The organism is Flavobacterium sp. (assembly GCF_029242675.1).
Classification (GTDB): Bacteria; Bacteroidota; Bacteroidia; order Flavobacteriales; family Flavobacteriaceae; genus Flavobacterium.
The window spans coordinates 1-7,961 of sequence record NZ_JAQWTM010000115.1; the positions used below are offsets into that span (position 1 = coordinate 1).

Annotated in this window: 10 protein-coding genes; all 10 read left to right on the forward strand. The window is 33.6% G+C overall.

Annotated features, from left to right (window positions below; translation table 11 throughout):
• The coding region (locus P8M54_RS04595) for an ATP-binding cassette domain-containing protein (protein ID WP_300285678.1) at positions 1-598 on the forward strand (598 nt) is incomplete at its 5' end.
• 24 nt (positions 599-622) lie between these two features.
• The gene (locus P8M54_RS04600; RefSeq protein ID WP_300285681.1) at positions 623-1,351 is read left to right on the forward strand and encodes an MlaD family protein; all 729 of its coding nucleotides are present in this window, start codon (positions 623-625) and stop codon (positions 1,349-1,351) included.
• A gap of 197 nt (positions 1,352-1,548) precedes the next feature.
• Entirely contained in the window at positions 1,549-1,980 is a 432-nt protein-coding gene (locus tag P8M54_RS04605; RefSeq protein ID WP_300285683.1) for a hypothetical protein, read from the forward strand.
• A 170-nt stretch (positions 1,981-2,150) separates the two neighbouring features.
• Entirely contained in the window at positions 2,151-2,798 is a 648-nt protein-coding gene (locus tag P8M54_RS04610) for a porin family protein (RefSeq protein WP_300285685.1), read from the forward strand.
• A 44-nt stretch (positions 2,799-2,842) separates the two neighbouring features.
• Positions 2,843-2,995: a lmo0937 family membrane protein gene (locus P8M54_RS04615; protein WP_300285687.1), complete on the forward strand. Its 153-nt coding sequence runs from the start codon at positions 2,843-2,845 to the stop codon at positions 2,993-2,995.
• 11 nt (positions 2,996-3,006) lie between these two features.
• Positions 3,007-3,276, forward strand: a complete 270-nt coding sequence (locus tag P8M54_RS04620) for a YtxH domain-containing protein (protein WP_300285689.1) — start codon at positions 3,007-3,009, stop codon at positions 3,274-3,276.
• 262 nt (positions 3,277-3,538) lie between these two features.
• On the forward strand, positions 3,539-4,006 hold the full coding sequence (locus tag P8M54_RS04625) for a nuclear transport factor 2 family protein (RefSeq protein ID WP_300285691.1): 468 nt from the start codon (positions 3,539-3,541) through the stop codon (positions 4,004-4,006).
• Positions 4,007-4,360: 354 nt separating this feature from the next.
• On the forward strand, positions 4,361-6,103 hold the full coding sequence (locus P8M54_RS04630; protein WP_300285694.1) for an APC family permease: 1,743 nt from the start codon (positions 4,361-4,363) through the stop codon (positions 6,101-6,103).
• 55 nt (positions 6,104-6,158) lie between these two features.
• The gene (locus P8M54_RS04635; RefSeq protein WP_300285696.1) at positions 6,159-6,968 is read left to right on the forward strand and encodes a mechanosensitive ion channel domain-containing protein; all 810 of its coding nucleotides are present in this window, start codon (positions 6,159-6,161) and stop codon (positions 6,966-6,968) included.
• A gap of 3 nt (positions 6,969-6,971) precedes the next feature.
• On the forward strand, positions 6,972-7,871 hold the full coding sequence (locus P8M54_RS04640) for a mechanosensitive ion channel family protein (RefSeq protein WP_300285698.1): 900 nt from the start codon (positions 6,972-6,974) through the stop codon (positions 7,869-7,871).
• Positions 7,872-7,961: the final 90 nt, after the last annotated feature.

Consider the following 7,961-nt stretch of genomic DNA (forward strand, 5'->3'; position numbering starts at 1 on the left):
CATCACCATTAAATGTATCGTGGGATTAATAAAAGCAGATCAAGGTTCAATCAAAGTTTTTGGTCAAGATATCACCACTTTAAACACTGACGAACTAAATGCCATTCGAGTTAAAATCGGTTTCTTATTTCAAAATGCTGCACTATATGACTCCATGTCAGTGCGAGAGAATTTAGACTTTACGCTACGCAGACATTTCCAATCATTGAGCGAAGATGAAATTACTACAGAGATACTTTCGGTTTTAGAAAGTGTAGGTCTGGCAGAGGCTATCGACAAAATGCCATCTGAATTATCCGGAGGTATGCGTAAACGTATTGGACTGGCCAGGACTTTAATTCTTAAGCCTGAAATCATTTTGTACGATGAACCTACTACTGGACTCGATACCATTACCTCTAAAGAAATCAGTGAATTAATGCTGAGTATTCAAAAAGAGCGTAAAACCTCCTCGATAATCATCACGCACGATATGCCTTGTGCAAAAATGACTGCTGATCGAGTAGTAATACTTAGAGACGGCGTTATCTATGCTGAAGGTACCTATACTGAATTAGAAAATAGTGAGGATGAATGGATTCGTTCTTTTTTTATATAACTTATTAATCAAAAGCAAAACGTTATGAATACGCAATCAAATCAAATTGGAAAATTAGGAATGTTCGTCATAGGAGCATTACTTGTATTTGCCGCAACCATTTTTTTTATTGGCAAACAACAAAATATGTTTGGATCAACATTCACCATCCAAGCTAATTTTAAAAATGTAAGTGGTCTTACGGTAGGTAACAATGTTCGATTTTCAGGAATAAATATAGGTACCGTTGATGAAATTCGGTTAGTCTCTGATTCTGCAGTTGTTGTCAGCATGACTATTGAAAAAGAAGTTCAAAAATTTATCAAAGAAGATGCTACCGCAAGTATTGGATCTGATGGATTAATGGGTGATAAAGTACTAATGATTTCTCCAGGAACTAGTTCTAAGAAAATAATAAAAGAAAATGGAAAAATAGGCTCGGTTGAAGCTATAGAAATGGATGACATAATGCGTAGTGCAAAAGTTACCATGGAAAACGCCAGCGTAATTACTCAAGAACTAGCCCAATTCACCTACGACATGAATAACGGAAATGGTGCCCTTTCGAAGTTAATGACTGATGAAAAATTCGCTAATAGTTTGGATAAAACAATGACTAATTTGCAAAAAAGCACCAAAGGCTTGAATGAAAATATGGAAGCAGCAAAACATAATTTTTTACTGCGTGGTTACTTTAAGAAAAAAGAAAAAGAAGCTGCAAAGAAAAAAGAAGAATTAGAAAAAGCAAAGGAAGAAGCTGTTCAAAAAAAGTAATCGCTAAAAACGAGAAGTAAATGCTCCTTTAAAATGAAGATACCCTCAACTTATATCGTTTAAGGCTATTTTTATTTTAAAACCTCTGTCAGCAGTCAATAACTGAAAATATTATAAAATTAGAAGCAAGTGTTGTAATGGAAGTAGTTGCAACCGAACTGATCTTTGTAATTCAAATACATTTAAAATCTTGCGCTATGAAAAAATCAAACCTATTCCGTTTAACCACTCTTGCCTTAATGTCATTATCGTTCTTGTCGTGTAAGCAGGATCCTAATCGTAATTTAAAATCTGCTGACAGCATTAACGAAGGAAAATCCATTTTAATTGAAAGCAATGTTCAAAAGAAAGAATGGGAAAAGTTCCAAATTACTCTAGATAGTACTATTAATGCCAATGATATACGTATTGCTGAATTTAAGCTCAAAGCGAAGCAAGGAAAAAAAGAAATTGACAGTACCACTCGATACCACATTAATGTTCTTGAAGAAAAAAATCAAATTATAAAATCCAAGCTCAACACATTTACCAATAAAACTACTAAAGACTGGAACAATTTTAAAACTGAAATCAATCAAGACCTAAAAGACTTTGAATTTTCAATTAAGCAATTTGATACTGACAAATAAAATGTCTTCAATTGATCTATTTTAAGACAAGATAAATTTGAAATCAAAGTGTAATTAGTACAAAAATGTAAATCATATAACTTTTGTTAAAAGTTACGTAACAACAAGGGCCCACAACTGGTCTATCTTTGACTTAACAAAATAATTACAAACAATTAAAAATAATTACCATGAAAAATGCAAGTAAATTAGTCATCGCAAGTTTAGTAATGACGTTAGGAGCTTTTACGAACATTCAGGCGCAAGATGCCATGCCAACTCCTGCAACTATCGGTTTTAAAGGAGGGGTTAACTTTTCTAATTTATATTCTGATCAAGTAGACGACGAAAATGTTTTAACTGGTTTCAACGCAGGTTTGTATGCCAAATTTCCCGTTACCAAATCCTTCGCGATTCAGCCTGAGATTTATTATACCACCAAAGGAGCGGAACAAACCTACAACAATGCATTTGCATCCGGAGTAGCTAAATTCAATGTTAATTATATTGAAGTACCAATTTTAGCAGTTATTAATTTGACTGAAAACCTTAACATACATGCAGGTCCTTACGCTGCCTACATGATAAGCGGAAAAACGACCAACGATTCTAACTTTTCAAGCTCTCAAACCACTTTGGACACTAATGATTTTGAAAGATTCGATGCAGGTATAGCAGCTGGAATCGGACTGGATTTTGAGTTATTAAATTTTGGAGTTCGTTATAATTATGGTTTAACCAAAATTGGTAAGGAAAGAAACTTTGGAGGAATGACCTACACTTATCCAGATGCAAAAAATAGTGTTCTTAATTTCTACGTGGGATTCGCACTAAATTAATACTAAAAAAAACAACCTAATACTAACATTAAAAACAAACAATTATGAGCAATTTACTTTATACCGTAGCGATAATATTAGTTATTTTTTGGGCTATCGGATTTTTTGCATACAGCGCAGGAGGAATCATACATATCTTATTAGTAATAGCTGTAATATCGATATTATTAAGATTAATTCAAGGAAGAAAACTTTAAAACTTTAAAAGATGAAAACAGATAAAACAATAATAGGAATTTTAGGAGGTTTAGCTGCTGGTGCATTATTAGGAATACTATTCGCACCCGACAAAGGAAGCAATACCAGAAAAAAAATTAAAAGAAAAAGTAGCAAATACGCAACTGACGCAAAAGATAAAGCAGGAGATGTATTAGAATCTCTTTCTCAAAAATATGATAATTTGAAAGCAGACGGAATGCAATACTTAGCTGATCGAAAAGAACAATTAAGTAACGGAATTGAAAATGCAAAAAACTAATTTGTATTTTAATTTATTAACTAATTAGCCATACCAAATGATAGCCTTGTAAAAGCGCTACTAGGTATGGCTTTTTTTATTACTTATATGTGTATTGTATTGATAGTGAGTAACTCGTACTTACACTCATCAATCTGCTGTTTTAATTTGTTTCTAAAACAGTACATTTCTATGATTATAAAAGTAAATCAATAAAAAATGATTATTTGATGCATTTGCATGAAATTAAATACTACTTTTACTACTATAAATAACCAATCTAATGACTGCAAACGAAACCATATTACATCAATTTTATACCGCATTTGCGAACGGCGATTCTAAAAAAATGAGTGAATTTTATGCTCCATCAGTCCGTTTTCATGATCCTGCCTTTGGATTATTGAAGGATCGAGACGTTCCTAAAATGTGGAAAATGCTACTCGCCAATAGCAAGGGTAAGTTAAAAATCGAGTTTTATGATTTAAAAGCAGATGAATATAAAGGCTCCGCACGCTGGATAGCCACCTATACCTTTAGCAAAACCAATCGAAAAGTGGTTAATAAAATCTACTCTCAATTTCATTTTAAAGAAGGAGTAATCATCAAACAAACTGATAACTTTGATATTTGGAAATGGGCTAAACAAGCGTTTGGAATCACTGGCCTGCTATTTGGGTGGACGGGTTATATGCAAAGTAAGATTCAAGAGAAAGCACTTTTGTCTTTGAATAAGTTCAATGAAGCTTAAATTTTAGTGCTACTGCATATTAACCACACAGCAGCTCGAAGCTCTGATTCCTACAAATCTTACTTTTGATCCATTTATTGTAATTTATTTTAACTGCGTCAAAACACTACTTTTTTTTCATGTCAGAGCGTTCCCTTGATTCCTAAATTTTAAAATAAATAGATAAAAACCAGTTAGATAGCAACATTTTAATAGTACTGTGTTGCAGTTTTTCAATTTTCAATTATATATCTCAGTTAAATCCTAACAAAAACTTCTTAACAAATAATAAAATAGAATAAGTATACTATTGGGCAATTTGCTTCAATTCCTTATCTTGCGAGTGTTCTTACCACTTAAAATAAAAAAGGAATAATGAAAGAAGTCGTACACAAAAAATTAAACGAATTACAAGCAACCGCAATTTGTGGTAATGATATTAGCTCTTCCTGCCTCTACGTATCCGCATTAACTATTATGTATGCTGGTCAATACGCCTGGATTTCATTATTACTTGTAGGTGTAGTATTGTTTTTATTTAGAAAAATATATGGCGAAGTTGTTGGTGCACTTCCTTTAAATGGTGGAGCCTACAATGTACTTTTAAACACTTCTTCTAAACGTTTGGCTTCAGTTGCAGCAACTTTAACCGTGTTATCCTACATGGCCACAGCAGTAATATCCGCCTCAGAGGGAATGCATTACTTACATAACATTGTACCCAATATCAATATCGCAATTGCGACCGTTATCGTTCTTTTAATTTTCACTGGTCTAGCCATTGTAGGTATTGGAGAATCGGCAATTGTTGCGGTGGTCATCTTTATTACGCACTTAACAACACTAAGTTTATTAGTATTAGCTTCGGTTTGGTTCATTTTTATGAATGGATTGGATGTATTTAATATGAACTGGAATCTGCCAATTACATCTGGAACCATAGTCAATGCATTGTTTCTAGGGTTTTCAGCAGCAATGTTAGGAATTTCTGGTTTTGAAAGCTCGGCCAATTTTGTCGAAGAACAAAAACAAGGTGTTTTCCCAAAAACATTGCGTAACATGTGGGCAATCGTTAGTTTTTTCAATCCCGTTATTGCTTTGTTGCTAATTTGTATCATCCCAATGGCACAAGTTGGAGAGCATCAAGAATCCTTACTTGCCTTTTTGGGAGAAACTACTGGAGGATCCTGGTTAGCGTATTTAATTTCCGTTGATGCCGTTTTGGTACTTTGTGGTGCTGTTTTAACTTCATTCGTGGGAGTTTCTGGATTATTAAATCGTATGACCTTAGATAGAATATTACCTAATTACTTTTTAAAGCAAAATAAAAGAGGTTCCAATTATCGCATCATTATTAGCTTTCTAATTTTGTGTATTTCTGTTTTATTAGTAACCAAAGGTGAAATCGTTGCATTGGCAGGAGTATATACCTTCTCCTTTTTAGCCGTAATGGGATTATTTGGAATTGGAAACTTATTATTAAAATTCAAACGAAAAAAATTACCTAGACCTGAGAAAGCACGCGGTATATCAGTAGTTGTTGCCGTAGCCTTAATCGTCACCGCTTTCATTGGGAATATGGAGTTGAACATTAATTCGTTCTACACGTTTTTACAGTACTTGATACCTGCCTTTGGTTTTGTAGCTATCATGCTCAACCGTTCCTTGATCATCCGCCTTCTGATCGATGCTTTAGAGTATTTTTACAAACCACTTCGTAGAATGGTGATTACAAGTAACCGCTATTTATCTAAAATGAACATTAAGATACCATCGCAAGAATTTGTGTTTTTTACTAAAGGAGATGATGTAGCCATTATAAATAAAGTAATGCAATACGTTGAAAATAATGAATCGACCAAGAAGTTAAAAATTGTCAATATCAATAAAGACAATGATAATAACGACTTGTTAATTTCAGACCTTAAAGTATTAGACCGAGCATATCCTGAAATTGACATTGAATTTATTGAACTTGAGGGAGTCTTTGGACCCGAAATCATCGATGAGTTATCTACCAAATGGAACATTCCTAAAAACTTTATGTTCATAGGCTCACCAGGCGATCGTTTCTCCTACCGAGTATCAGAATTAGGCGGAGTACGCTTGATTATGTAAAACGAAATCCAATCTCGTTTAGAAAAATACTAACGGATTAACAGCAACTTATTGTATGAACGAAATAATAGATTATACCCTTTTTAAAGAAGGTGATATTGATGTAAAAGTGATTAGTGTTATAAAATCACTACTTTTTATCATAGCTGTTTTATTCGTCCTAAAATTAATTAGAAAAACCATTTACAAAATCGATAAAATCGATGTCAGTAAGAAGTATTCTTTATACAATTTAGTTCGTTATTTTGTTATTTTCATATCGATATTAACTGGATTACAATTATTTGGGTTCAATTTATCAGTACTCGTTGCTGGATCAGCGGCGCTATTGGTGGGACTTGGTTTAGGATTACAAAATCTATTTAGTGACTTTATTTCAGGTATTATACTCTTGTTAGACTCATCGGTAAAGGTACATGATGTCATAGAGCTAAACGGAATGGTGTGTACTGTACAAGAAATTAATTTGCGCACCTCAATTGTTTTAACAAGAGATGACAAATATATCATTCTACCCAACACTGATTTAACAAGGAATCAATTGATTAATTGGACGCATAGCGAACGCTCTTCCCGCTTTGAGGTAACGGTTGGCGTTGACTATGCATCCGATGTTAAGGAGGTAATCGCGATACTACAGAAAGCGGTTGAAAGCCAGCCTGCAGTGCTAAAAGAACCTAAACCCTTCGTTCGTTTTACTGATTTTGGTGACTCATCACTAAACTTCTCCATTATATTTTGGTCAGAGGAATTATTTAGAGTCGAAAATATAAAAAGTGATTTAAGAATTAAAATCTTCGAACTTTTTAAAGACAATATTATTACGATACCTTTTCCTCAAAGGGTCGTTCATCTAAAAAAATAAAATATGGAAGAAGAAATAATGGCATACCTGTACAATCCCACCGTTGGAAAAATTGTAACCTTTTTTATCGGTGTCGCTGTCATTTGGATTCTGTTAAAAGTCATTCAAAACAGAGTTTTTTCTAAAATTCAAGACAATAAAAACCGTTATAAAGCCAACAAGTTCAGCGTATTTGTGGGCTATTTACTGTCAATCATCCTTTTAACTATCGTCTTTAGTTCTAAATTAGGGAACTTAACTGTTGCTTTTGGGGTAGCTGGAGCTGGAATCGCTTTTGCCCTTCAAGAAGTTATCGCATCCTTTGCAGGATGGCTAGCCATTATGTTTGGTGATTTTTACAATACTGGCGATCGCGTACAATTAGGTGGTATCAAAGGAGATGTTATGGATATTGGTGTTTTACGAACCACCATTATGGAAACAGGAGAATGGGTCGATGGTGATTTGTATAATGGCCGAATAGTTCTCATTGCCAATAGCTATGTTTTTAAAGAACCCGTCTTTAATTATTCAGGTGACTTTCCTTTTTTATGGGATGAAATAAAAATCCCGATTCAATATGGCAGTAATTACGAATTGGCCAAATCCATAATTTTAAAAGCAGGAGTTGATGTCGCAGGAGAATTAAGTAGTCAATCCAAAGAAAAATGGAAATCATTACAATATAAATTCCGATTAGAAGATGCACAAACCGATCCAATGATTTCATTAGTTGCAACTGATAGTTGGGCAGAATATACGCTTCGCTACGTAGTTGGCTACAAAAAACGAAGGTTTACTAAAACCGAATTATTTACCAAAATATTAACCGCAATTGAAGCCTCTAACGGACAAGTAAAAATGGCCTATTCTACGGTTAGCCTAGTTGAAGCACCAGACCTAAATATCAATATTAAAAAATAACAATGGATTTATTTCATCTTTTTTCAATTCTTATCGTCCTATCAGCAGGATTTGCTTACATCAATTTTAGAGTATTAAAATTACCCAATG